Annotated in this window: 29 protein-coding genes and 4 tRNA genes; 1 reads left to right on the top strand and 32 read right to left on the bottom strand. The window is 49.6% G+C overall.

Features of this window, described 5'->3' with window-relative positions; translation table 11 throughout:
• The 11 genes from tuf to F463_RS0108530 all read right to left on the bottom strand — a co-directional run.
• Window positions 1–1,172: elongation factor Tu (tuf, locus tag F463_RS0108480; RefSeq protein ID WP_018986647.1), on the bottom strand; the 1,172-nt coding region annotated here is incomplete at its 3' end.
• Window positions 1,173–1,296: 124 nt separating this feature from the next.
• Window positions 1,297–1,371 (bottom strand) — tRNA-Thr (locus tag F463_RS0108485).
• 20 nt (window positions 1,372–1,391) lie between these two features.
• A tRNA-Gly gene (locus F463_RS0108490) sits at window positions 1,392–1,467 on the bottom strand.
• 69 nt (window positions 1,468–1,536) lie between these two features.
• A tRNA-Tyr gene (locus F463_RS0108495) sits at window positions 1,537–1,621 on the bottom strand.
• Between the two features lie 62 nt (window positions 1,622–1,683).
• Window positions 1,684–1,759, bottom strand: a tRNA-Thr gene (locus F463_RS0108500).
• Window positions 1,760–1,898: 139 nt separating this feature from the next.
• Window positions 1,899–2,312 carry a ClpXP protease specificity-enhancing factor gene (locus F463_RS0108505; RefSeq protein WP_018986648.1) on the bottom strand — a complete coding sequence of 138 codons (414 nt, stop codon included), beginning with the start codon at window positions 2,310–2,312 and terminating at the stop codon, window positions 1,899–1,901.
• Between the two features lie 58 nt (window positions 2,313–2,370).
• Entirely contained in the window at window positions 2,371–2,970 is a 600-nt protein-coding gene (locus F463_RS0108510; protein ID WP_018986649.1) for a glutathione S-transferase N-terminal domain-containing protein, read from the bottom strand.
• Window positions 2,971–3,035: 65 nt separating this feature from the next.
• Window positions 3,036–3,746: a cytochrome c1 gene (locus F463_RS0108515; protein ID WP_018986650.1), complete on the bottom strand. Its 711-nt coding sequence runs from the start codon at window positions 3,744–3,746 to the stop codon at window positions 3,036–3,038.
• Window positions 3,743–5,032, bottom strand: a complete 1,290-nt coding sequence (locus F463_RS0108520; RefSeq protein ID WP_018986651.1) for a cytochrome b — start codon at window positions 5,030–5,032, stop codon at window positions 3,743–3,745. Before F463_RS0108520 ends, F463_RS0108515 begins: the two co-directional genes overlap by 4 nt.
• A gap of 2 nt (window positions 5,033–5,034) precedes the next feature.
• Window positions 5,035–5,655, bottom strand: a complete 621-nt coding sequence (gene petA, locus F463_RS0108525; RefSeq protein ID WP_018986652.1) for a ubiquinol-cytochrome c reductase iron-sulfur subunit — start codon at window positions 5,653–5,655, stop codon at window positions 5,035–5,037.
• Between the two features lie 116 nt (window positions 5,656–5,771).
• The gene (locus tag F463_RS0108530; RefSeq protein ID WP_018986653.1) at window positions 5,772–6,518 is read right to left on the bottom strand and encodes a Nif3-like dinuclear metal center hexameric protein; all 747 of its coding nucleotides are present in this window, start codon (window positions 6,516–6,518) and stop codon (window positions 5,772–5,774) included.
• Window positions 6,519–6,573: 55 nt separating this feature from the next.
• Here F463_RS0108530 and F463_RS0108535 point away from each other — a divergent pair, with 55 nt between their 5' ends.
• Window positions 6,574–7,731 (top strand): S1C family serine protease, encoded by a 1,158-nt coding sequence (locus F463_RS0108535; protein ID WP_026295448.1) that lies wholly within the window; start codon window positions 6,574–6,576, stop codon window positions 7,729–7,731.
• On the opposite strand, the gene tatC is transcribed toward F463_RS0108535, so the two are convergent.
• The 21 genes from tatC to F463_RS0108645 form a co-directional block, all read right to left on the bottom strand.
• Complete coding sequence (gene tatC / locus F463_RS0108540) at window positions 7,732–8,469, bottom strand: twin-arginine translocase subunit TatC (protein ID WP_018986655.1); 738 nt, start codon at window positions 8,467–8,469, stop codon at window positions 7,732–7,734. It lies immediately after the preceding gene.
• 23 nt (window positions 8,470–8,492) lie between these two features.
• Complete coding sequence (gene tatB, locus F463_RS0108545; RefSeq protein ID WP_018986656.1) at window positions 8,493–9,014, bottom strand: Sec-independent protein translocase protein TatB; 522 nt, start codon at window positions 9,012–9,014, stop codon at window positions 8,493–8,495.
• A gap of 13 nt (window positions 9,015–9,027) precedes the next feature.
• Window positions 9,028–9,210, bottom strand: coding sequence for a Sec-independent protein translocase subunit TatA (gene tatA, locus F463_RS0108550; protein WP_018986657.1), 183 nt, complete (start codon window positions 9,208–9,210; stop codon window positions 9,028–9,030).
• 25 nt (window positions 9,211–9,235) lie between these two features.
• Window positions 9,236–9,565, bottom strand: a complete 330-nt coding sequence (locus F463_RS0108555) for a histidine triad nucleotide-binding protein (RefSeq protein ID WP_018986658.1) — start codon at window positions 9,563–9,565, stop codon at window positions 9,236–9,238.
• Window positions 9,562–9,879 (bottom strand): phosphoribosyl-ATP diphosphatase, encoded by a 318-nt coding sequence (locus tag F463_RS0108560; RefSeq protein ID WP_018986659.1) that lies wholly within the window; start codon window positions 9,877–9,879, stop codon window positions 9,562–9,564. Before F463_RS0108560 ends, F463_RS0108555 begins: the two co-directional genes overlap by 4 nt.
• On the bottom strand, window positions 9,872–10,255 hold the full coding sequence (hisI, locus tag F463_RS0108565; protein ID WP_018986660.1) for a phosphoribosyl-AMP cyclohydrolase: 384 nt from the start codon (window positions 10,253–10,255) through the stop codon (window positions 9,872–9,874). Before hisI ends, F463_RS0108560 begins: the two co-directional genes overlap by 8 nt.
• Entirely contained in the window at window positions 10,252–11,016 is a 765-nt protein-coding gene (hisF, locus tag F463_RS0108570) for an imidazole glycerol phosphate synthase subunit HisF (RefSeq protein ID WP_018986661.1), read from the bottom strand. The genes hisI and hisF overlap by 4 nt, the downstream gene beginning before the upstream one ends.
• Entirely contained in the window at window positions 11,016–11,759 is a 744-nt protein-coding gene (gene hisA, locus F463_RS0108575; RefSeq protein WP_018986662.1) for a 1-(5-phosphoribosyl)-5-[(5-phosphoribosylamino)methylideneamino]imidazole-4-carboxamide isomerase, read from the bottom strand. The genes hisF and hisA overlap by 1 nt, the downstream gene beginning before the upstream one ends.
• Before the next feature lie 51 nt (window positions 11,760–11,810).
• Window positions 11,811–12,455 (bottom strand): imidazole glycerol phosphate synthase subunit HisH, encoded by a 645-nt coding sequence (gene hisH, locus F463_RS0108580; protein ID WP_018986663.1) that lies wholly within the window; start codon window positions 12,453–12,455, stop codon window positions 11,811–11,813.
• A gap of 16 nt (window positions 12,456–12,471) precedes the next feature.
• Window positions 12,472–13,062 (bottom strand): imidazoleglycerol-phosphate dehydratase HisB, encoded by a 591-nt coding sequence (gene hisB / locus F463_RS0108585; protein WP_018986664.1) that lies wholly within the window; start codon window positions 13,060–13,062, stop codon window positions 12,472–12,474.
• Window positions 13,063–13,217: 155 nt separating this feature from the next.
• The gene (gene hxlA / locus F463_RS0108595) at window positions 13,218–14,099 is read right to left on the bottom strand and encodes a 3-hexulose-6-phosphate synthase (RefSeq protein ID WP_018986666.1); all 882 of its coding nucleotides are present in this window, start codon (window positions 14,097–14,099) and stop codon (window positions 13,218–13,220) included.
• A 217-nt stretch (window positions 14,100–14,316) separates the two neighbouring features.
• Window positions 14,317–15,381, bottom strand: a complete 1,065-nt coding sequence (gene hisC / locus F463_RS0108600; protein ID WP_018986667.1) for a histidinol-phosphate transaminase — start codon at window positions 15,379–15,381, stop codon at window positions 14,317–14,319.
• A 10-nt stretch (window positions 15,382–15,391) separates the two neighbouring features.
• The gene (hisD, locus tag F463_RS0108605; RefSeq protein ID WP_018986668.1) at window positions 15,392–16,687 is read right to left on the bottom strand and encodes a histidinol dehydrogenase; all 1,296 of its coding nucleotides are present in this window, start codon (window positions 16,685–16,687) and stop codon (window positions 15,392–15,394) included.
• Window positions 16,688–16,720: 33 nt separating this feature from the next.
• Window positions 16,721–17,362 (bottom strand): ATP phosphoribosyltransferase, encoded by a 642-nt coding sequence (hisG, locus tag F463_RS0108610; protein ID WP_018986669.1) that lies wholly within the window; start codon window positions 17,360–17,362, stop codon window positions 16,721–16,723.
• A 2-nt stretch (window positions 17,363–17,364) separates the two neighbouring features.
• On the bottom strand, window positions 17,365–18,630 hold the full coding sequence (gene murA / locus F463_RS0108615) for a UDP-N-acetylglucosamine 1-carboxyvinyltransferase (protein WP_018986670.1): 1,266 nt from the start codon (window positions 18,628–18,630) through the stop codon (window positions 17,365–17,367).
• A 2-nt stretch (window positions 18,631–18,632) separates the two neighbouring features.
• A complete protein-coding gene (gene grxD / locus F463_RS0108620) occupies window positions 18,633–18,941 on the bottom strand; it encodes a Grx4 family monothiol glutaredoxin (protein ID WP_018986671.1) in 309 nt (102 codons plus the stop codon).
• A gap of 34 nt (window positions 18,942–18,975) precedes the next feature.
• On the bottom strand, window positions 18,976–19,221 hold the full coding sequence (locus tag F463_RS0108625) for a BolA family protein (protein ID WP_018986672.1): 246 nt from the start codon (window positions 19,219–19,221) through the stop codon (window positions 18,976–18,978).
• A gap of 62 nt (window positions 19,222–19,283) precedes the next feature.
• On the bottom strand, window positions 19,284–20,090 hold the full coding sequence (locus F463_RS0108630) for an ABC transporter permease (RefSeq protein ID WP_018986673.1): 807 nt from the start codon (window positions 20,088–20,090) through the stop codon (window positions 19,284–19,286).
• Complete coding sequence (locus F463_RS0108635) at window positions 20,087–21,001, bottom strand: ABC transporter ATP-binding protein (RefSeq protein WP_018986674.1); 915 nt, start codon at window positions 20,999–21,001, stop codon at window positions 20,087–20,089. Before F463_RS0108635 ends, F463_RS0108630 begins: the two co-directional genes overlap by 4 nt.
• Window positions 21,002–21,075: 74 nt before the next feature.
• Entirely contained in the window at window positions 21,076–21,369 is a 294-nt protein-coding gene (locus F463_RS0108640; protein WP_245545190.1) for an STAS domain-containing protein, read from the bottom strand.
• 32 nt (window positions 21,370–21,401) lie between these two features.
• Complete coding sequence (locus tag F463_RS0108645; RefSeq protein WP_018986676.1) at window positions 21,402–22,004, bottom strand: MlaC/ttg2D family ABC transporter substrate-binding protein; 603 nt, start codon at window positions 22,002–22,004, stop codon at window positions 21,402–21,404.
• Window positions 22,005–22,023 lie beyond the last annotated feature (19 nt).

Consider the following 22,023-nt stretch of genomic DNA (forward strand, 5'->3'; position numbering starts at 1 on the left):
ACGACGCCAGCACCAACGGTACGACCACCTTCACGAATCGCGAAACGCAGACCGTCTTCCATCGCAATAGGAGCGATCAATGTTACTGTGATAGATACGTTATCACCTGGCATCACCATTTCGGTACCTGCTGGCAACTCAACCGCACCAGTCACGTCAGTTGTACGGAAGTAGAACTGTGGACGGTAGCCGTTGAAGAATGGAGTGTGACGACCACCTTCATCCTTACCCAACACGTAGATCTCAGCGGTGAACTTGGTGTGTGGCTTGATAGAACCGGATTTAGCCAACACTTGACCACGCTCAACTTCTTCACGCTTGGTGCCGCGCAACAGTACACCTACGTTGTCACCTGCTTGACCTTGGTCCAGCAGTTTACGGAACATTTCAACACCAGTACAGGTGGTTTTCAGTGTTGGCTTCAGGCCAACGATTTCGATTTCGTCGCCGACTTTAACGATACCACGCTCAACACGGCCGGTCACTACAGTACCACGGCCTGAGATAGAGAATACGTCCTCTACTGGCATCAGGAAGGTACCGTCGATGGCACGCTCTGGCGTCGGGATGTAGCTGTCCAGTGCATCAGCCAATGCGAAGATTGCTGGTTCGCCGATTTCTGATTGGTCGCCTTCGAGGGCCAATTTAGCAGAACCTTTGATGATTGGGGTGTCATCACCTGGGAAGTCATACTTGCTCAGCAAGTCACGCACTTCCATTTCAACCAGCTCCAGCAACTCAGCGTCGTCAACCATATCAGCTTTGTTCAGGAACACAACGATGTATGGTACACCAACCTGGCGGGCCAACAGGATGTGCTCACGTGTTTGTGGCATAGGGCCGTCAGCAGCGGAACATACCAAAATCGCGCCATCCATCTGCGCAGCACCGGTAATCATGTTTTTAACATAGTCAGCGTGGCCTGGGCAGTCAACGTGTGCGTAGTGACGTGTGGCTGTCTCGTATTCAACGTGGGCTGTGTTAATGGTAATACCACGGGCTTTTTCTTCTGGTGCCGCGTCAATTTGGTCGTAAGCTTTTGCTTCGCCGCCAAATTTCTTCGTCAACACTGTCGTAATCGCCGCTGTCAATGTTGTCTTACCGTGGTCAACGTGACCAATCGTACCAACGTTCACGTGTGGCTTGGTACGTTCAAATTTGCCTTTTGCCATGATGTTTTTCCTTTATTAGTACTAAATAAAGCCAATAATATTGTTTTCACAAATTATGCGACGCGGATGACAGCACCCTTGCACGCGACTACTTATCAAGCCCCATATGCTTACAGAGCGAATCTGGTGCCCATGGCGGGAATCGGACCCGCGACCTCTCCCTTACCAAGGGAGTGCTCTACCACTGAGCCACATGGGCGTTATGCCTTTTGTTATTGTTGGAGCGGGCGACGAGGTTCGAACTCGCGACATCTTGCTTGGAAGGCAAGTGCTCTACCAACTGAGCTACACCCGCACTATGCAGAACACCCAAGGAAGGTTCTCACCGACCCGCTTTACAGCAACACCTACAGGCAATCATTTTTGGTGGAGGGGGCTGGATTCGAACCAGCGTACTCAGAGAGAACGGATTTACAGTCCGTCGCCTTTAACCACTCGGCCACCCCTCCAAAAAATCGACCGCGATTATCGCGGTTAATACTGCCGACGTCAATGTCAACATGCATTATTTTGGTGCCGGGTATCGGAATCGAACTGATGACCTTCGCATTACAAGTGCGCTGCTCTACCAACTGAGCTAACCCGGCATTTCAGGAAGGCGCAACTATATCACTTTTTTCGGGAAGTGATCCAGTGCTTTTAAGAATTTTTTTAATTTTTTGTTGAAAATATTGTCCAATTTGACGCTCCGCCATACCACCAACAGGACATTCTTATAACGCAGGCCTATTTCACTACTTTAAGGTGCGACTTTTTGGCAGGCGACGGCTCTGGGGTTTCAATTGTCGGCAGAACATCGCGATCATTAGGTTCTGGCGCTTGCCCATCGGTCACCTCAAAGAACATGCCCTGACCATTCTCCCTGGCAAAAACACCTCCTACGCGATGGATGGGCACATAAATATGCTGTGCCACACCATTGAAGCGCGCAGAAAATACGACTGCATCGTTATCGATATGCAAGTCTTTCACTGCGGTGTAATTGACGTTGAGCACAATTTCACCATTCTTGACATAAGCCATGGGGACACGCGTATGTGCATCGACCTTGACCAGCAAATGCGGGGTTAATCCATTATCAATACACCATTCATGAATGGCACGTATCAGGTAAGCAGTGGTTGGAATCAATGAACTCATGGACATGTCCTTAAAAAAACAGCGCGAATATCATCCGCGCTGCTTGTATGCCAAGGCGTTATTTACGCATCGCCTTTTCAGAAGGCGTCATCGCTTCTGCATACATCGGGCGGGAGAATAGTCTCTCTGCGTATTTCAACAATGGCGCTGCCTGGTTTGGCAACTCAATCCCATAATGTCCCAGGCGCCATAACAATGGCGTAATTGCCACATCAAGCATGGAGTACTCATCACCCATCAGGTAACTTTGTTTACCAAAAATCGGCACCAGTTGCGTCAAGTTATCACGCACCACTTTACGCGCTTTGTCTGCAGTTTCCTCATCACTGGATTCAATATCCTTGATGTGGCTGAAGAGGTCTTTTTCAAAGTTGTAGAGGAACAGACGCGCACGTGCACGCATCACAGGATCCGCAGGCATCAATTGTGGATGCGGGAAACGCTCATCAATATACTCATTGATGATATTGGCTTCCGACAATACGAGGTCACGCTCAACCAGCACCGGCACTTCACCATATGGGTTCAAGATGGCAAGATCTTCGGTCTTATTGGTTAAGTCAACATCAATGACTTCAAAGTCCATCCCTTTTTCGAACAGTACGATACGGCAACGGTGACTGTAAGGATCTACGGTACCCGAATACAATCTCATCATAATTTATTTTCCCTATAAAAAAAGACACCAAGGCCTCACGCCTTGGTGTCGGACTTGGGTTTCAATTAGCGAATATCTTTCCAGTATTCCGCTTTAATTTTTTTAACCAAGACGAACAGCACAGACAGGAACAGCAACACCACCACGCCAATCCACAAACGGGATTGTTTGGCTGGCTCAGCCATAAACGCCAAGAAGTTGGTCAAATCACCAACAAACTGGTCATACTCTTCAGGACTTAATTTACCAGCTTTCTCCAGTTTCAGTGTATGTGTTTCATGATCTAACACCTGGATGCCTTGCAACTCATACAACACGTGCGGCATGGCTACCTTGTCAAATACCTGGTTGTTCCAGCCGGTAGGACGCGTGTCATCCTTGTAAAAACTACGCAGATAGGCATATACCCAATCGGCACCACGCGCACGCACTTCAACGCTCAGGTCAGGTGGCGCAGCACCAAACCACTTTTTGGCATCTTTAGGATTCATGCTGACGCGCATGGTTTCCCCAACCTTTTCGCCGGCAAACAGCAAGTTTTCCTTGATCTGTTTGTCGCTGAGGCCGATATCCTGCAAACGGTTATAACGCATGTAGTTTGCGCTATGGCAGTTTAAGCAGTAGTTTACGAAAATCTTAGCACCGCGCTGCAATGACGCCTTATCCGTCATTTTGATTGGCGCCTTGACGTCAATATGCACTTCGTTCGCCAAAGCAACGCCGGAGGCCAGCAATGCCAGGCTAGCAAATGCCTGAATAAACCATTTTTTCATCATTTGTATGTCACCCTTTCTGGCACTGGCTTGGTTTGGTCTTTTTTGGTGTACCAAGGCATCAACGCAAAGAATGCGAAGTACACAACGGCACAAATACGGGCAAGAACTGTCGCACGATCTGCGCGTCCCATCCACGGACCGAATTGTCCCCAGACATCACCTGGCACTGTACCCAGGTAACCCAGAATGACAAAGCTAATCACAAATGCCGTTAACCAGCGCTTGTATAACTTGCCACGGTAACGGATAGATTTCACTGGGCTCTTGTCCAGCCATGGCAAGAAAGCAAACGCCACTACTGACAAGCCCATCGCGACTACTCCAGGGAACTGTGAAATACCGATAGGCGGTACTGCACGTAAGATGGAATAGTAAGGCGTGAAATACCAGACTGGCGCAATATGCGGTGGTGTTTTCAGCGGATCCGCCGGGATAAAGTTGTTCGCCTCAAGGAAATAACCACCCATTTCCGGCATAAAGAACACGATGGCAAAGAACACCATGAGGAAGGCCACCACACCCACCATATCTTTGACAGAGTAGTAAGGGTGGAACGGAATACCATCTAATGGAATACCTGTTTCCTTGTCCTTATGCTTCTTGATTTCAACGCCATCAGGGTTGTTGGAACCCACCTCATGCAAGGCTACAATATGCACTGCCACCAGACCCAACAAAACCAACGGCAAAGCAATCACGTGGAAAGCAAAGAAACGGTTCAATGTTGCATCCGACACCAGGTAGTCACCACGTAGCCATTCAGACAGATCAGGACCGATAAATGGCACGGTAGAGAACAGGTTCACAATCACCTGAGCACCCCAGTATGACATTTGGCCCCATGGCAGCAGGTAGCCGAAGAAAGCCTCGCCCATCAATACCAGGAAAATGCCTACGCCAAACAGCCAGATCAACTCACGCGGTGTACGGTATGACCCGTAAATCAGGCCACGGAACATATGCAGGTAGACCACCACAAAGAACATGGAAGCACCGGTAGAGTGCATATAACGGATAATGTTGCCACCAAATACATCACGCATAATGTATTCGACCGAAGCAAACGCCAATTCGGCATCCGGCTTGTAGTTCATGGTCAGGAAAATGCCGGTGACAATCTGCAGCACCAGCACCAATAACGCCAACGAACCAAAGAAGTACCAGAAATTGAAGTTCTTAGGTGCGTAATACTCGGTAAGATGTCCTTTTATAGTACTGGTGAGTGGGAAACGGGAATCAATCCAGCCCAACAGACCAGTCGTTTCTATTTTTCTTGTGTCCGCCATGCTTAAGCTCCCGCTTTCTTGTCGTCGCCAACCAAAATAGTCGTTTCAGTGAGATATTGATGGGGTGGCACCACGAGATTGGTGGGCGCAGGAGATCCCTTCATGACGCGACCTGCCAAGTCAAACTTAGATCCATGACATGGACAGACAAAACCACCGTCCCAATCTGCCGTTATGGCAAAATTGTCATTCGGCGAGCAACCAAGATGGGTACAGGTCCCCAACATGATCGCAAATTCTGGTTTGATTGCCCGTGCGGGATTCTTGCAATATTCAGGCTGCTGCGGCACTTCTAGCTTAGGATCGGAAAGCTGATCATCATGCTTGGAAAGCTTGGCCAACATTTCCGGCGTGCGACGCACAATCCATACCGGCTGACCGCGCCATTCGGCAGTCATTTTCTCGCCCGGCTTCAACTTGCTGATATCAATTTCTACTGGCGCACCTGCCGCTTTGGCACGCTCACTAGGCAGCATGCTACCTACAAACGGGACCGCTACAGCAGCAACACCCACAGCACCGGTGGCAGCCGTAGCCTTCACCAAAAAGTCGCGTTTTTGCAAATCCACCTCAGATGGCTGGCAAAACGACAAACAGTTGTTGTCAATTTTGTTTTCTGACATTGGCTTCCTTAATCTACCCTTTTGAGGTAACAGTGTGATCAAAACTTCAGGCGCGATTATACATTTTTCGCATAAACAAGCCAAATATAATTCAATAAGTCATTGATATTTATCAATTAAACTGGGTTATCCACCTCCACATAAATATGCTCAATCCCATATTTCTCCGCCAGCCAATGTCCTAGCGCCTGCACTCCATAACGCTCAGTCGCGTGATGGCCTGCGCTGATATAAGCCGTATCCGTTTCACACACTGTGTGCCAGGTCTGCTCAGAGACTTCACCACTGACAAACAGATCCACGCCAGCATTGACTGCTTGTTGGATATACGACTGCGCCGCTCCTGTACACCAAGCCACTGTTTGTACCGGCTTTTGAGGATTGCCGAGTATTTGCGCTGAACGCCCAAGTTTCCGACTGACATGATCACCCACCTGGCTCAGCGCCATCGGTTGTGGGAACTCCGCTACTGGCAGCATATTTTTATCATCCAGGTAACGCACGATGGGCCACTCAAGCACTTTGCCGAGTTGTACGTTATTCCCAACTTCAGCATGCGCATCCAGCGGCAAATGGTAGGCAAGCAAGCTCAGATCATAGGTCAGCAAGCGCTTGAGACGATTGCGCTTGAGCCCAGTGACCTCAGGGGCTTCACCACGCCAGAAATAGCCATGATGCACAAGAACGGCATCCGCATCCGCCTCAATTGCCGCTTCAATCAGGGCCTGGCTGGCCGTCACACCACTGACAATGCGCCGCACTTGCGGCCGACCTTCGACTTGCAATCCATTCGGGCAATAATCCTGAAATTTTCCAACTTGTAAAAAATTGGCCAATTCCGCGACAAGAAGATTCAATTCCATCTCAGACTCTCATATATACTAGTGATTTGTTAAGACTCATTTTACTTTTGCAATTATGCGATACCTTTGGACTATCTTCTCACAAGCCGTCACCGTTTGTTTGGGCGTTTTGTTTGTCTTAAAATTATTTTATCCAAACATTCTCACCCAACCCGGTAACAAAACACTGGTCATCAAGGAAACGGCGGCCAACAATAGCACGGTAATCGCCAAAACCGGCTATCGCACCGCGGTGAGCAAAGCCATGCCTTCAGTGGTGAACATTTTCACGACAGCACGCATCAGCCAGGATCCGCATCATGCTTTGAAAAGTGACCCGTTGTTTCGCCATTTTTTTGGTGACGAGATGGAAGAGGAGGATGAGCAACCTGAAAACAGCCTGGGAAGCGGCGTGATTGTCAGCGCCGACGGTCTGATTCTGACCAACAATCACGTCATCAGCTCAGCTGACCAGATCGAAGTGGCGCTTAGCGATGGCAGTAAATCCTCTGCCACGGTGGTAGGTACCGATCCGGATACCGATTTAGCGGTGCTTAAAATAAATCGCAAAAAACTGCCAGCCATCACCTTCAGCAACAGTGACCAGATGAAGGTAGGTGATGTCGTTCTGGCGATTGGCAACCCGTTTGGTGTCGGCCAAACCGTGACTCAGGGCATCATCAGTGCATTGGGGCGCAATCACCTTGGCATCAATACTTTTGAGAACTTCATTCAAACAGATGCCTCAATCAACCCCGGCAATTCCGGTGGCGCGCTCATAGACGTCAACGGCAACCTGATCGGCATCAACAGCGCCATTTATTCACGCAATGGAGGTAGTATGGGTATAGGCTTTGCCATCCCGGTCAGCATTGCCAAACAGGTCATGGAGCAAATTACATTTAATGGTTCGGTGACACGTGGCTGGATAGGGATCGAGGCCCAAGATATTACGCCAGAGCTGGCAGAGTCCTTTAACTTGAAAACAGCGAACGGGTCCCTGATTGCCGGCGTCCTGTTGGATAGCCCGGCTGACAAGGCAGGTTTACGTCCAGGCGATATCTTGGTGGGCATTGACGACAAACCAGTGGCAGATAGTCAATCTATGCTCAATATTATTGCCATGCTTAAACCAGGCGACAAAGCAACCTTGTCCATCATACGTGCGGGCAAAAAAGTCAATATTGCACTGGTAGTTGGCAAGCGCCCACTCCCAAGCAAACTACCGCAATAGTTAGCTTGTCGTAGAATCTCTGGCTGGCGTCTGCGGCAGCCAGCGCACCACCAGCAGGCCAAGCTCGTAAAGCAACCACAGCGGTACCGCCAGCATACATTGCGACACGATATCGGGTGGCGTGAAAATCGCCCCCAAGACAAAAGCGCCGACAATCACGTAAGAGCGTGACTCCTTTAATTGGTCCAAGGTCACCCACCCCATCAGCGCCATCAGCACAACGGCAACAGGCACTTCAAACGCAAAGCCAAAGGCAACAAACAAGCCAATGACAAAATTCAGGTATTCTGCAATATCGGTCATGACAGCAACACCTTGCGGCGCACTGCCAACCAAGAAGCCGAATACGACAGGAAACACGACAAAATAGGCAAAAGCCATACCAACAAAAAACAAGACCATCGCCGCCGCCAGTAAAGGTCGGATCAGGCGTTTTTCATGCGCGTACAACCCTGGCGCAATAAAGGCCCAGCATTGGTAAATCATCCATGGTAATGCGACCAGAAAGGCCGTCAGCATGGTCACTTTCATGGGCACAAAAAAAGGCGTCGTCACTGCAGTGGCAATCATTTGTGCACCTTGGGGCAACTTACTCAATAACGGCGCTGCCATCAGGCTATAAAGTTTGTCGGCAAACGGAAACAAGGCCACAAACACTACCAGCCAACCGATGATTGCACGTAGCAAGCGGTTGCGCAATTCAATCAGGTGTGAAATAAAACTTTCGGTAGGCGTCATGATGAGCGGAATTTCGTAAACGCTTAAGCAAGCGGTTTTTGTTCAGAGTCAGAATCGGCTACATCTTCTCTTTTAACTGTTTTACGTGGTCGGCGCGGTTTCTTTTGCACAGGGATAGGTGCCGCTGAAAACAGCTCAGCTTGTGGATCACCAGACTTGGCGATTGATTGTTTGGTAGAAATGGACTCTGCTTCAGAAGACTGCTCAACAACTGAATGCGTTTCACGTTGGCGCGGTTTACGCGGCTTTTTAACCTTCACAGGGTCTGCCACAACCTCATCTGCAGCCGGTGTTGTGGGAAAAATACTTTGTTCAATTTCCGTATAACCTTGATGCAAACTGGATTGCACTTCCTGCTGCAGTGTTTGCAATTCAGCAAAACGTGCTTCGCGGTTTACTTCGTCTTTCACTTGCGAGACAAAACGTTGCAACCGGCCAAAAAAAGCGCCCGCGGTGCGGGCGACTTTTGGTAATTTTTCCGGCCCGATCACCACGAGAGCGATAAAAGCAATCACCATCAACTCTGAAAATGAAATATCAAACACGGCGCGTCAGCGTTTACTTGCTTTTGTCAGAAATCTCTTCAGGCTTGGAGGCATCCTTACCTTCATTCATTGCCTTTTTGAACTCATTAACCGCTCCGCCGACGTCGCCACCGATATTACGTAGCTTTTTGGTACCGAATACAAGTACCACAATCAGCAAGACAATCAGCCAATGCCACAAACTAAATGAACCCATTGCAATCTCCTTTATCTTGCTAGTATCAGGCGGCAGGTCCGCCACCAAACACATGCAGATGAATATGAAACACTTCCTGGCCGCCTTCGCGACCAACATTCATGACGGTCTTGTAACCCGTCAAGCCTTGCTCAGCGGCTAACTGGGCAGCAAGCAACATCATTTTCCCCAACAAAGCCTGATGTTCAGCCGTGCAGTCTTTCAGCGTTTCTATATGCGCCTTGGGCACAATTAAAAAATGCACCTTGGCTAATGGACGGATGTCGTGAAACACGATGACATCGTCATCTTCATATAACGTTTTTGACGGAATGTTACCTGCAACGATTTTGCAAAAAATACAGTCTGCACTCATTCTGTTCTGTTCGCTTTCTCTGCAATGCCAGACAAGCCTTCGCGGCGCGCCAATTCGTCAAGCACATCTTGAGCACTGAGTCCGGCATGACTCAACATCACCAGCGTATGAAACCATAAATCTGCTGTTTCATAAATGATTTCGTCGGCCTTACCACCCTTGGCAGCAATCACAGTTTCAGTGGCTTCTTCACCGATCTTTTTGAGGATACTGTCCATACCTTTGGCATACAACTTCGCAACATAGGAAGAAGATGGATCAGCGGCCTTACGCTGTTCGAGCAACTCGGATAGCCTGTTTAATACATCACTCATGATAAATCGCTTTCGGGTCTTTGAGCACAGGCTCTACCGTCACCCACTCATCGCCTTGTAATTGCTGGAAAAAGCAATTGTGCCGACCAGTATGACACGCAATACCACCCAACTGTTCGACCGTGATCATGACAACATCGTTATCACAGTCAAGGCGGATATCATGCACCATCTGCGTGTGCCCAGACTCTTCGCCTTTGTGCCACAACTTGTTTCGTGAGCGGGAGAAATAGACGGCATGCCCAGTCTCGCGTGTCAGCTGCAAAGCCTCGCGATTCATCCAGGCAAACATCAGGATTTTGCCAGTCTCTTTCTCCTGAGCAATGACGGGTACAAGGCCGTCCTCAGTCCAGGCCACTTGGTCCAGCCAGCTCATCGCATTTCCAATCCGTGTTCACGCATATAATCTTTGGCCTGCTGGACTGTGAATTCGCCATAGTGAAAGATACTGGCAGCCAATACAGCATCTGCACCACCGATAGTCACGCCATCTACCAGGTGCTGCAAGTTGCCCACCCCGCCGGAAGCGATGAGAGGTACGTCTACTGCATCGCTGATCGCTTTGTTAAGCGGATTATTGAAACCAATCTTGGTCCCATCGCGGTCCATGCTCGTCACCAGCAATTCACCAGCACCCAGACTCACCATTTTCTGCGCCCATTTGACAGCGTCCAAACCAGTGGGATTACGACCGCCATGTGTGAAAACTTCCCATTCAAATGGTTGGTTATCGACCTTTTTAGCATCAATCGCTACAACAATACATTGTGACCCGAAACGGCCAGCGGCATCCTCGACGACTTGCGGATTTAACACTGCAGTGGTGTTGATACTAACTTTGTCGGCACCAGCATTGAGCAAGCGTCGCACATCTTCAACTTTACGCACACCCCCACCGACTGTCAGTGGGATAAAAATCTGCTCGGCCACGCGTTCTATGATGTGCAGTATCAGGTCGCGGTTATCGGAGGTGGCAGTGATATCGAGAAAGGTGAGCTCGTCTGCGCCCTGATCGTTGTAACGCTGGGCAATTTCCACTGGATCGCCAGCGTCGCGCAGCTCAAGGAAATTAATGCCCTTAACAACGCGGCCATCGGTCACATCAAGGCAAGGAATAATGCGTTTAGCACACCCCATTATTGACCGCTCAGCTGGTCAGCCAGCTGTTGCGCCGCAGCAAAGTCCAGTGTCCCTTCGTAGATGGCGCGGCCGGTAATGGTACCCATAATGCCTTCATCCTGCACAGCACACAGGTTGCGCACGTCATCCAGATTGGTGACACCGCCACTGGCAATCACCGGGATGGTTAAGGCCTGCGCCAAGGCGACAGTGGCATCAATATTCACGCCGGTCAACATACCATCACGGCCAATGTCGGTATAGACAATACTCTCCACACCGTAGTCTTCAAACTTCTTGGCCAGGTCAATCACATCGTGCCCGGTCAGTTTTGACCAGCCATCCACGGCCACCTTGCCATCTTTAGCATCCAGGCCGACCATGATCTGGCCTGGGAACGCATAGCAAGCCTCGTGCAGGAAACCTGGGTTTTTCACGGCAGCTGTCCCGATAATGACATAGCTAATACCGTCATCCAGATAACGCTCTATCGTATCCAAGTCACGGATACCGCCACCCAATTGAATAGGGATATCACCACCCAGGGCCGCGACAATAGATTTGATCGCATCTTCATTGACTGGCTTTCCGGCAAAAGCACCGTTCAAATCCACCAAGTGCAAACGTTTACCGCCTTTATCTACCCAATGTCTGGCCATGGCAGCCGGATCTTCGGAAAATACTGTGGATTCTTCCATCAGGCCCTGCTTCAAACGCACACAGTGACCATCTTTCAAATCAATTGCTGGAATAATTAACATGTTGTTTTCAATGATAAATACGAGTAATGACTAAAACGACCGAAAACCCGCCTAAGGCTTCCAGTTTACAAAGTTTCGCAAAAGTTGCAAGCCTGCATTGGCACTCTTTTCCGGGTGAAACTGTACGGCAAATACGTTATCCCGCGCAATCGCACCCGTAAAATCAAATGGGTAAGCCGTCGTGGCTGCGGTCAGGCTGGCATCATCAGGGACTACATAGTAACTGTGTACATAGTAAAAACGTGCCTGGTCAGGAATCTCAGCCCACATGGCATGGACCTGGGTTTGGTGTACCTGGCTCCAGCCCATGTGTGGCACTTTCAGCTTGGCGCCATGCACATCGACCATCCGCTCGTGCGGAAAACGTTTCACTTCGCCAGGATATACGCCCAGGCCTGGCACATCACCTTCCTCAGAGTGCTCAAATAGCATCTGCAGGCCGATACAAATCCCAAAGAAAGGTTTTTGCTGTGTGGCATCCAGAACTGACTGACGCAGATGTCGCGCATCGAGTTCGCGGATGCAATCCGGCATAGCTCCTTGGCCTGGGAAGACGACACGCTCGGCTTGCGCAATCTGCTCGGCATCGCTGGTAACCGCAATAGAAATGGATGGGGCCACAGCTTTGAAAGCATTGGCCACCGATCTTAAATTACCCATGCCATAATCAACAATGGCGACTTGCAAACGACTCATGATAAGCAATCAGGCGTTATAACGCACCCTTGGTAGATGGCATCAATCCTGCCATACGTGGATCTGGGGTCGCCGCCATACGCAGCGCACGCCCGAAGGCTTTGAAGATGGTTTCTGCCTGATGGTGAGCATTATGTCCCTTGAGGTTATCAATATGCAACGTGACTAATGCATGATTGACGAAACCCTGAAAGAATTCATGAATCAGGTCCACATCAAACTCACCAATCATGGCACGCGTGAAGGTGCAATCAAATTCCAGGCCGGGACGACCGGACAAATCCAGCGCCACCCGGCTCAATGCTTCATCAAGCGGGACATAGCTATGACCATAGCGCGTCAAGCCTTTTTTGTCGCCTAATGCCTTGAAAAAAGCCTGACCCAACGTAATACCGATATCTTCCACCGTGTGGTGTCCATCAATATGCAAGTCGCCCTTGGCATGCACTTTCAAATCGATCATGCCGTGACGGGCAATTTGGTCCAGCATATGATCCAGAAAACCCAAACCGCTGTGCAACTCGGATTGGCCAGTGCCATCGAGGTTAATCGAGACAGTGATTTGTGTTTCTAACGTATTACGCGTGACTTCAGCTTGACGTGACATATGAGATGGAAGGGTATTCACAGAGAATTAGCAATAGTTTGTCCATTTTACAGCAACTCTTGCCGGACTGGCAAAAAGCCGTCATGAAAAACAAAAAAGCAGCCCGGTTGGGCTGCTTTTTAGATCAGAAAGCTATCTGCGTGAATAGCGATTGATTAGTTAGCACCTTCAGTTGCTGGCGCAGCTTCTTCAGCAGGCGCAGCTTCAGCAGGTGCAGCCTCTTCAGCCGCTGGTGCTTCTGCGGCAGGCGCAGCTTCAGCAGGTGCAGCTTCTTCAGCTGCTGGTGCCTCGGCAGCAGGAGCAGCTTCTTCAGATTTTTTACCCAACAGTGAAAATACCAATACTGCAGCAACCGCAGCGATGATCCATGGCAGCAACTTGTTGCCACCTTTAGCAGCAGCGCCAGAACCGTGAGCAATTTTGGTGATTTCGTTTGCAGCCGCCGCTGGATCAGCAGCACCGTAGATCGCTGCACCAGCAACCACGATATCAGCACCTGCATCTACCACTTGCTTGGTTGTTGCCGCTTTAACACCGCCAGCAACAGATACTTTAGCGCCTGTTTTCAAACCGGATACCAGACCCAGGTCAGCAAAAGGTGTTTGACCAGCTGCTTGTTGGTCCAAACCAGTGTGAACACCGATAATGTGTGCACCCAGTTTTACCACTTCCAGGGTACGGGCTTTTTTGTCTTTCACGTTGATCAGGTCAATTTGCGCTTCTTTGCCATATTTATTGGCAGCGTCGATCACACCTTTGATCGTACCGATATCAGCTGTACCCAACACGGTACAAATGTCAGCACCTGCTTTGTAGAATGGCTCAGCTTCGTAGAAGCCAGCATCCATGGTTTTCAGGTCAACCAAAATCTTGTTGTTAGGGAATTTGGAACGCAATGCTTTCAACAGTTCGATACCGTTGTGCTTGATACAAGGTGTACCAATTTCCAAGATATCTACGTGTGGCGCTACTTTAGCTGCCAAAGCGATCGTTGCGTCAAAATCCAATGAATCCAATGCCATCTGGGTTTGTGCCATTTTTCTTCCTCCGAGTTTGCTCTATTTTCAATCCAATGAAACTATGCGCAGCAATTATGCAAACGCAACCCTCACTGCACATTATGTACAATAGCGTGCATCATAACCGCATTTTGAAAAAAATGACAATATTGCGACGACTTTTTTTGGGTCATAATGCAATCATTTGCGGGATGTTAGCGGTTATATTGCGGCAAATAGTTCGATTTTAGCGACATCAAGCCTGAATTACTGACCGCAATGCCTGCATTAAGGCCTGGTGCTGGGCTTCATGACCTATTGTTATGCGCAAAAACTCAGCAATCCGGGCCGGTTTTTTAAAATGTCGCACGATCACCGCCTGTTCGCGCAAGCTTGTTGCCAATTGCTCACCAGAATAATTCTGATGCCGTGCAAAGATAAAATTAGCACCCGAAGGCAACACCTCAAAGCCTAATGATTGCAAACCAAGCACCAACTGGTCGCGCGCGGCGATGACTTGCTGGCGTGTTTGCTGAAAATAGGCTTCATCTTGCAGGGCAGCCACGGCACCAGCCTCCGCAAAACGGTCAATCGGGTACGAATTAAAGCTATCCTTAACGCGAATCAACGCTTCAATCAGACCTGCATCACCAACGGCATAGCCAACCCGCAATCCAGCCAAGGAGCGGGACTTGGAGTAGGTGTGGGTTACCAGCAAATTAGGGTATTGATTAACCAGCGATACCGCAGACTCAGTGCCAAAATCAACATAGGCTTCATCAATGACCACCACTGACTGGGTATTGGCTTTTAAAAGTCGTTCGATTTCACTCAAGGCCAGGGGAATGCCCGTGGGCGCATTGGGGTTAGGAAAGATAATGCCGCCATTGGGCCGCAAATAATCATCCACAGCGATTTCGAACTGCTCATTCAATGCAACCGTTTCAAAAGTGATTCCATACAGCCCGCAATATACTGGATAAAAACTATAGGTAATATCGGGAAACAGTAAGGGCTGGTCGTGTTTAAGCAAGGCCTGAAACACATGTGCGAGCACTTCGTCTGAACCATTACCGACAAATACCTGATTGGAGTTTAAACCGTGATAGTCGGCAATGGCTGCTTTCAAGCGGCTGGAATCCGGGTCAGGATATAAACGGAGGCTGTCGGCAGCCTCGGCTTGCAAGGCTGCAATCACCTTAGGACTGGGTCCATAAGGATTTTCATTGGTATTCAGCTTGACCAGATTTTGTAATTTTGGCTGCTCGCCTGGCACATAAGGCGTCAAGTGATGAACAATGTCGCTCCAGTATTGGCTCATTATCTACCTCTTACTTCAGGCGATACTCAGCACTGCGGGCATGGGCCTGCAAGCCTTCACCATAGGCCAGCGTCGCAGCAATCTTACCCAATGACTGTGCCCCGGCAGAGGAAACCATAATCAGGCTGGAACGCTTCTGGAAGTCATACACACCCAACGGCGAACTAAACCGCGCCGTACGGGAAGTCGGCAATACGTGGTTAGGGCCAGCACAGTAATCACCCAGCGCTTCACAGGTATCGCGACCCATAAAAATGGCACCGGCGTGCTTGATCTGCTTGCTGAATGTCAGCGCATCGTCCATGGATAACTCCAGGTGTTCAGGCGCAATGTAGTTACAAATCTCTGCCGCTTCAGCCAGGTCTTTTACCTGAATCAAGGCTCCACGATTTTGCAGGGAAGTGCGGATAATCTCCTGGCGCGGCATTTCGCCGACCTGGCGCTCAATACTTGCTTGTACTTGATCGAGGAATGCTGCACTCGGTGACAGCAAAATCGCTTGCGCCAATTCGTCGTGCTCGGCCTGACTGAACAAATCCATCGCCGTCCAGTCCGGGTTACTCTTGCCATCACTAATGACCAGAATCTCTGATGGACCAGCCACCATATCGATACCGACTACGCCGAAGACTCGACGTTTGGCTGCAGCCACATAAGCATTGCCCGGGCCAACGACTTTATCAACCTGTGGTACGGTTTCAGTGCCATAAGCCAGCGCGCCAACGGCTTGGGCGCCGCCGATACAGAATACGCGGTCCACGCCGCAGACTGCAGCCGCTGCTAACACCAACGGATTCTTTTCACCGTTAGGCGTAGGGACCACCATCACCAGCTCCTGCACGCCAGCCACTTTAGCCGGGATCGCATTCATGAGCACAGAGGACGGATACGCTGCTTTGCCGCCCGGCACATACAACCCAACGCGGTCCAGCGCAGTCACTTGCTGTCCCAGCAAAGTGCCGTCCGGCTCAGTATATTGCCACGATTGCATAATTTGTTTCTCGTGGTAGCTACGAACGCGCTCAGCTGCAGCTTGCAAAGCTTCGCGTTGCGCCGCTGGCAGACTATTCAATGCTGCATGCAATTCAGCATGAGGGATTTCCAATGCGGCCAGACTGTCCGCATTGGTTTTATCAAAACGGTTGGTATATTCGAGCACAGCCGCATCGCCGCGTGCCTTTACATCCTTGAGGATATTGGCGACCACTTGGTCAATGTTGTCGTCCTGCGCTGTTTCAAAAGCCAGCAAGGCTTTCAGTTCAGCCTCAAAACCTGCGTCCTGGGTATTTAAACGTTTAATCTTCATAGATCTCAGTCAATTAATCTTTATGAATTGCGGCTAGTCTTTACGGATGGCTCCGGCAAAGCTGTCAATAATTGGTTGCAGCAACGGACGGTTCACTTTATAAGACGCCTGATTAACCACCAAGCGCGAACTGATGGCACCAATTTCTTCCACTGCTTTGAGTTTGTTTGCGCGCAAAGTTCCCCCGGTACTGACCAGATCGACAATCGCATCGGCCAACCCAACCAACGGCCCCAGTTCCATCGAACCATACAGCTTGATCAGGTCTACATGCATGCCTTTGGCGGCAAAATGTTCGCGCGCCGTTTTCACATACTTGGTGACGACTTTGAGGCGTGCCCCCTGGCGTATGCTGGCTTCATAATCGAAGTCTTCCCGCACAGCCACCATCATTTTGCATCTGGCAATATTCAGGTCCAGTGGCTGGTACAAACCCTCGCCACCATGCTCATCCAACACATCCTTGCCAGCAATACCAATATCCGCTGCCCCGTATTGCACATAGGTCGGCACATCAGTGGCACGCACGATCACCAGGCGCACATCCTCACGATTCGTCGGCAGAATCAGTTTGCGTGAAGACTCGGGATCCTCCAAAGACTGAATGCCTGCCGCAGCCAGTAGCGGCGTCGTTTCCTCAAAAATGCGCCCTTTACTGAGAGCAATAGTAATCATGATTAATTCGATCTACGCACTTTGGCGCCCAGTTGATTCAATTTTTCTTCGAGTTTTTCATAGCCACGGTCCAGATGGTAGATGCGGTCTATCACCGTTTCACCATCGGCGACCAGACCAGCTAGCACCAGTCCGGCAGAAGCACGCAAATCAGTCGCCATCACACTGGCGCCTTCTAGCGCAGCAACGCCTTTGACCAGTGCCGTGTTGCCCTGGACGTCAATATTCGCACCCATGCGCTGTAGTTCCTGCACATGCATAAAGCGGTTTTCGAAAATGGTTTCAATGACCGTAGACACCCCTTCTGCAACCGTATTCATGGCCATGAACTGTGCCTGCATATCGGTAGGAAAAGCTGGATGTGGTGCTGTGCGGACATTGACTGCTTTCAACTTGCCATCACTTTTAACGGTGATGCTATTAGTGTCATGGTTGATAATGGCACCCGCCTCACGTAGCTTTTCAATCACTGCTTCCAGCAAATCGGCACGTGCGTTTTTCAAGGTCACTTCGCCACCAGTCATGGCGGCAGCCACCATATACGTTCCGGCTTCAATCCGGTCACAGACGATATGATGCTGTGCACCATTCAACCGCTCGACACCTTCAATGGTGATGGTATCGGTACCCGCACCCTTGATTCTGGCCCCCATTTTGTTGAGGCATTCGGCCAAATCAACGACCTCAGGTTCCTTGGCAGCATTTTCAAGCACAGTTGTGCCTTGCGCCAGGGCTGCGGCCATCATGAGGTTTTCAGTACCAGTCACAGTGACAAGATCCATATAATATTTGGCACCTTGCAGACGGCGATTAGGCAGATGCAAGGTACTGGCCTGAATATAACCGTGCGTGATATGCATGGCAGCACCCATCGCTTGCAAGCCTTTAATATGTAGATCTACAGGACGCGAACCGATGGCACAGCCGCCTGGCAAGGAGACTCGCGCAGTACCAAAGCGTGCAAGCAATGGTCCGAGCACCAGAATGGAGGCACGCATGGTTTTCACCATATCATAGGTCGCCTCAAACGAAGCCACATCACTGGCATCCAGGGTGACATGACCGCCCTCTTTGCTGACCTTGACGCCCATGGTGTCCAGCAATTTAAGCGTGGAAGCGACATCGCGCAATTCGGGCACGCCAGTTAGTGTCAACGGTGTTTCTGCCAACAAGCCTGCACACAAAATCGGCAAGGCAGCATTCTTGGCGCCAGACACAACAACTTCGCCATGCAGTGGCACACCACCTTCAATAATCAGTTTGTCCAAAATTATGCTTTCGCCAACAGTTCTTGCAATTCGCCACTTTGATACATGCTACGCATAATGTCGGCACCACCAATAAACTCACCGCCTACATACAGCTGTGGAATCGTCGGCCAGTTTGCATACTGTTTGATGCCTTCACGGATATCCATATCCTGTAATACGTCGACGGCAACGAACTCAGCGCCACAAGCCGTCAGAATTTGCGCAGCCACGCTGGAAAATCCACATTGTGGGAATTTCGGGCTACCTTTCATGTACAACACCACCTTGTTGTTGGTCACGGTGTCTTTAATTTGTGCTTGTGCGTCCATTTTCATTTACTCCACATATTCAGTCAAAAACGCCTCAGGCTTGCATCTGCTGCCATTGCGTCGGGGTATAGGTTTGCATAGACAGTGCGTGAATTTCGGCGCGCATACGGTCACCTAATGCGGCATACACCAATTGATGCTGTTGCACCATGCGCTTACCTTCAAACGCCGGACTGACAATCACCGCATCAAAATGCGTGCCGTCATCGCCGTTCACTTTCAGGTATTCACATTCCAGGCCATTGCGGATATAAGCCTCAAGTTGCGCTGCTGTTAACACAAAACCACCTATTCAAGAAAATGCAGGTGGAACTGGCAAGAAAATCATTCCTGCCAGTTCCGCTAACTGCGTAATTTATAACCGGATTTTAACATCTTTAAGCATAGCCACGCTAATGCCAGCAAGAAGCCACCTACGACAGCCAGGCTCAACCATGGCGAAACATCGCCCTGACCAAAGAAGCCATAACGAAATCCATCTATCATGTAGAAAAACGGATTCAACTGCGACACGGCCTGCCAGAACGGGGGCAAAGAATGGATCGAGTAAAACACGCCAGACAAAAATGTCAGCGGCATGATGACAAAGTTCTGGAATGCGGCCATCTGATCAAACTTATCGGCCCAAATCCCGGCAATGACGCCAAAAGTGCCTAGCAAGGCACTTCCACAGAGTGCAAATGTGATAATCCACCACGGATGCTGAGTAGGTACATCGACGAAAAATAAGGCAACCAGATAAATACTTAGCCCAACCAGCAGACCCCGTATCATGGACGCTGCTAAAAACGCGACAAAGAATTCCAGGATCGTCAGCGGTGTTAGCAACAGGAACACTATATTACCCATGACTTTGGACTGGATCAGACTAGATGAACTGTTGGCAAATGCATTTTGCAGCAAAGACATCATCATCAGGCCCGGTACTAGGAAAGCGGTATAACTGACCTGGTCATACACCTTGACATGCGACTCCAATACATGCGAGAAAATCAGCAGGTACAACAGTGCCGTCAAGATGGGTGAGGCAATGGTCTGGAAGGCGACACGCCAGAAACGCAACAACTCCTTTTTAAACAAGGTATACATGCCACGCCGTTGTGGGCTGACCTTGTCATCCAGCCAGAAGAAAGGATTCAGCCACTTCATGCTTGCGCCCCTTTCTGATTACCAACCAGGTTCAAAAACACATCTTCCAAATCCACCTCTTGCAATTGCATATCCTGTACCACCACATTTGCTTCACGCAGCGTGCTTAATACGGTTTCCACTTGGGACAATTCAGACAATGCCAACACGAACTCGTCACCATTCTGCTGCTTGAGTAAAGACTGCAACTGATTTGGCAGTATGCCCGCAAGCTTTAGTGACAGTTGCTTGGCAGCATGACTTTTGAGTAAGGCACGCGTAGTATCCAACGCCACAATCTTACCCTGCTTCATCATCGCCACCCGTTCGCACAAAGTTTCCGCTTCTTCCAGATAATGCGTGGTCAGGATAATCGTATGCCCTTGCTGGTTGAGCTTCTGGATGAATGTCCACAGCATTTGACGCAATTCAACATCCACGCCAGCAGTCGGTTCATCCAACACAATCACCGGCGGCTTGTGCGCCAATGCTTGTGCTATCAAGGCGCGGCGTTTCATACCGCCGGAGAGTTTGCGCATATTGGTATAGGCTTTATCAGTCAGCCCCAGGCCTTCAATGACTTCATCGACCCAGGCATCATTTTCCGGACCAAGGCCAAAATAGCCCGCCTGAAAGCGCAACATTTCACGCACATTAAAAAACGGGTCAAATACCAGCTCTTGCGGGACAACACCCAGGGCACGACGCGCTTGCTGATAGTCGGTTTGTACATCATGCCCCATGATGCGAATGCTGCCGCTAGTCGGCTGCAACAATCCTGCCAACAAATTAATCAAGGTCGACTTACCCGCCCCGTTAGGACCCAGCAAGGCAAAGAATTCGCCTTGCTCAATGTGCAAATCAATGCCCCTGAGCGCCTCGAACGTTCCGAAACATTTGGTAATCCCTGTGATCTCTATGGCTGCAGCCACGTATACCCTTTCGCTATCCCAAAAAAACGAAGCCCCACCTCGTCAGAGCTGGGGCTGTTCGACTTGATTTTCAACTAATTCAACAGAAATTCGTCAACACCATAAAGCTGCATCAGACTTCGCAGATTGTCAGGCACCCCAATCACCGACACTTGACTGGCTTGCGCCTGCTGGTGGTTTAACTGCCGCTGAATTTCCAGGATCAGGCTAACAGCTACCGTATCAACCTCATCTACCTTGGAAAAATCCAGGGACAATGGTGACTCAAGCCGTATCGATTGCAACTGATTCAGAGTTTCACTGATGTTACCAATCAGTAAATTACCACTAAAGTGCAATGTATTCTGATCTTGCTTGATTTGAGCCACGAACTTCTCCGGTGTTTTTGATGCCGCTAACATTACTTGCCGGTTGCTGCTTTGTTTTTATCGGCCAGTTTCTTGGTCAAACTGTCCAAGCCATTCTGGCGAATTTCCTGTGCAAACTGGCTACGGTAGTTCGTTACGAGACTCACACCTTCAATGACGATATCATAGACTTTCCAGTCTTCACCTTTTTTACCCAAAGTGTAATCTACGGCAATCGGGTCACCGCCTGGTTGTTGAATCGCTGTTTTCACCGTGGCAGATTCTGCACTGGCCTCCATACGGAAAGGCTTGTATTCAATTACCTGGTTTTTATATTTGGACAGCGCAGTTGCATAGGTGCGCAGCAACAATGTCTTGAACTCTGCCTGAAATGCGGTTTTTTGCTCTGGTGTCGCATTGGTCCAGTTTTTACCCAATACTAACCGGGCAACTTTTTCAAAGTCAAAGTTAGGCAGGATTTTTTCTTCTGCTAGGGCGAAAATCTTTTGCTGGTTGCCAGCCTGGATATCTTTGTCATTTTTAATGACTTCTATCACATCGTCAGCTGTTTTTTTCACCAACTGATCTGGCGTCATACCCGCCATCGCCACACTGCTTACCAGCCACATGGCAACTGCCATCCACCATTTTTTCATCACTTTCCCTTTACCAATT

The sequence above is a fragment of the Methylophilus methylotrophus DSM 46235 = ATCC 53528 genome, assembly GCF_000378225.1.
Lineage (GTDB): Bacteria > Pseudomonadota > Gammaproteobacteria > Burkholderiales > Methylophilaceae > Methylophilus > Methylophilus methylotrophus.

What these genes read in the sequence shown, in the direction of transcription:
- hisF (WP_018986661.1), bottom strand. Translation starts at nt 11,016, where the DNA reads ATGGGGTGTGCTAAACGCATTATTCCTTGCCTTGATGTGACCGATGGC.
- petA (WP_018986652.1), bottom strand. Translation starts at nt 5,655, where the DNA reads ATGTCAGAAAACAAAATTGACAACAACTGTTTGTCGTTTTGCCAGCCA.
- F463_RS0108530 (WP_018986653.1), bottom strand. Translation starts at nt 6,518, where the DNA reads ATGGAATTGAATCTTCTTGTCGCGGAATTGGCCAATTTTTTACAAGTT.
- F463_RS0108510 (WP_018986649.1), bottom strand. Translation starts at nt 2,970, where the DNA reads ATGATGAGATTGTATTCGGGTACCGTAGATCCTTACAGTCACCGTTGC.
- F463_RS0108505 (WP_018986648.1), bottom strand. Translation starts at nt 2,312, where the DNA reads ATGAGTTCATTGATTCCAACCACTGCTTACCTGATACGTGCCATTCAT.
- hisD (WP_018986668.1), bottom strand. Translation starts at nt 16,687, where the DNA reads ATGAAGATTAAACGTTTAAATACCCAGGACGCAGGTTTTGAGGCTGAA.
- hisC (WP_018986667.1), bottom strand. Translation starts at nt 15,381, where the DNA reads ATGAGCCAATACTGGAGCGACATTGTTCATCACTTGACGCCTTATGTG.
- tatA (WP_018986657.1), bottom strand. Translation starts at nt 9,210, where the DNA reads ATGGGTTCATTTAGTTTGTGGCATTGGCTGATTGTCTTGCTGATTGTG.
- F463_RS0108520 (WP_018986651.1), bottom strand. Translation starts at nt 5,032, where the DNA reads ATGGCGGACACAAGAAAAATAGAAACGACTGGTCTGTTGGGCTGGATT.
- hxlA (WP_018986666.1), bottom strand. Translation starts at nt 14,099, where the DNA reads ATGGCACAAACCCAGATGGCATTGGATTCATTGGATTTTGACGCAACG.
- F463_RS0108630 (WP_018986673.1), bottom strand. Translation starts at nt 20,090, where the DNA reads ATGAAGTGGCTGAATCCTTTCTTCTGGCTGGATGACAAGGTCAGCCCA.
- F463_RS0108515 (WP_018986650.1), bottom strand. Translation starts at nt 3,746, where the DNA reads ATGATGAAAAAATGGTTTATTCAGGCATTTGCTAGCCTGGCATTGCTG.
- hisH (WP_018986663.1), bottom strand. Translation starts at nt 12,455, where the DNA reads ATGAGTCGTTTGCAAGTCGCCATTGTTGATTATGGCATGGGTAATTTA.
- hisB (WP_018986664.1), bottom strand. Translation starts at nt 13,062, where the DNA reads ATGTCACGTCAAGCTGAAGTCACGCGTAATACGTTAGAAACACAAATC.
- F463_RS0108555 (WP_018986658.1), bottom strand. Translation starts at nt 9,565, where the DNA reads ATGAGTGCAGACTGTATTTTTTGCAAAATCGTTGCAGGTAACATTCCG.
- F463_RS0108645 (WP_018986676.1), bottom strand. Translation starts at nt 22,004, where the DNA reads ATGAAAAAATGGTGGATGGCAGTTGCCATGTGGCTGGTAAGCAGTGTG.
- hisA (WP_018986662.1), bottom strand. Translation starts at nt 11,759, where the DNA reads ATGTTAATTATTCCAGCAATTGATTTGAAAGATGGTCACTGTGTGCGT.
- tatC (WP_018986655.1), bottom strand. Translation starts at nt 8,469, where the DNA reads ATGACGCCTACCGAAAGTTTTATTTCACACCTGATTGAATTGCGCAAC.
- F463_RS0108560 (WP_018986659.1), bottom strand. Translation starts at nt 9,879, where the DNA reads ATGAGTGATGTATTAAACAGGCTATCCGAGTTGCTCGAACAGCGTAAG.
- hisG (WP_018986669.1), bottom strand. Translation starts at nt 17,362, where the DNA reads ATGATTACTATTGCTCTCAGTAAAGGGCGCATTTTTGAGGAAACGACG.
- F463_RS0108535 (WP_026295448.1), top strand. Translation starts at nt 6,574, where the DNA reads ATGCGATACCTTTGGACTATCTTCTCACAAGCCGTCACCGTTTGTTTG.
- grxD (WP_018986671.1), bottom strand. Translation starts at nt 18,941, where the DNA reads ATGGACGCACAAGCACAAATTAAAGACACCGTGACCAACAACAAGGTG.
- hisI (WP_018986660.1), bottom strand. Translation starts at nt 10,255, where the DNA reads ATGAGCTGGCTGGACCAAGTGGCCTGGACTGAGGACGGCCTTGTACCC.